Origin of the sequence: Salibacter halophilus (genome assembly GCF_008806325.1) — a bacterium.
GTDB classification, from domain to species: Bacteria; Bacteroidota; Bacteroidia; order Flavobacteriales_G; family Salibacteraceae; genus Salibacter; species Salibacter halophilus.
Genome location: NZ_WACR01000025.1, coordinates 1 through 857, shown reverse-complemented (window position 1 = coordinate 857; position 857 = coordinate 1). Strand labels below are relative to the sequence as shown.

The window sequence follows — 857 nt, the reverse complement described above, 5'->3', positions numbered from 1 at the left end:
ATTGTTGTCGTATTCTTTGATCACTTCAACATGCTGGCTGAAACCTGTCATGGTTGCAACCAGCATCATGAAAACTAAAATTGTTGATCTTACCATTTCACAACTTTTTTAGTAGTGATATTACCATCAACATCTTCAATGCGCATCAGGTAAACTCCTGCACTTTCAAGCTGTACACGACTTCTTTTTGACTCAATGCGTTTTTGCATGATCAATGAGCCACGTAAATCGTAAACGCTCACCTGTTTTATCCTTTTGCCGGATTCGAGGTTGTAATAGTTGTTGCTCGGGTTAGGGTAAACGGTTACTTGAGGTTGATTCACTTTACCGGGAATATCCTGCTCGTCACTCACGAACTCTGTTTGAAATGGAATGCTGGGTAAGTTGATTTTTCGAATAAGCATTCCAGTATTACTGGCGCCAATCGACCCTACTGTAATAATTGTGTTTTTTTTACTGGCGACAAATTGACCGCTTGGACCATATGGAAGTAATGTATCCCAAACTGTAATTCCATCATCTGGATTAATCTGACCATACCAAACATAATAGTTCCATCCATTTGAAGCTTTATAACCAGTATTTCCTACACCAAAAATACCAAAGTCATTAGAAGCTTTTAGAGCATTTACACTCATATCAACAGTATCATGGGAGTCATGAAGTTTACTTTTTACTTCAACAACATTTTGTAAACTCCAGTTCTTATCATAGAATTTTAAGTCACAATTCCATATAGAAGTTAAGTTTGGAAATAAAGTATAATAATCAAAACCTGTAATATACCCTTGATTAGTTACTCCTATTAAAGAGCCCACACTATCATAGGGCAATTCTGTAATATCCGGAGTTCCGTC

Annotated in this window: 1 protein-coding gene; it reads right to left on the bottom strand. The window is 36.9% G+C overall.

Going from position 1 to position 857, the window contains the following annotated elements; translation table 11 throughout:
- Positions 1–89: 89 nt before the first annotated feature.
- The coding region (locus F3059_RS13620) for a T9SS type A sorting domain-containing protein (RefSeq protein WP_151170220.1) at positions 90–857 on the bottom strand (768 nt) is incomplete at its 5' end.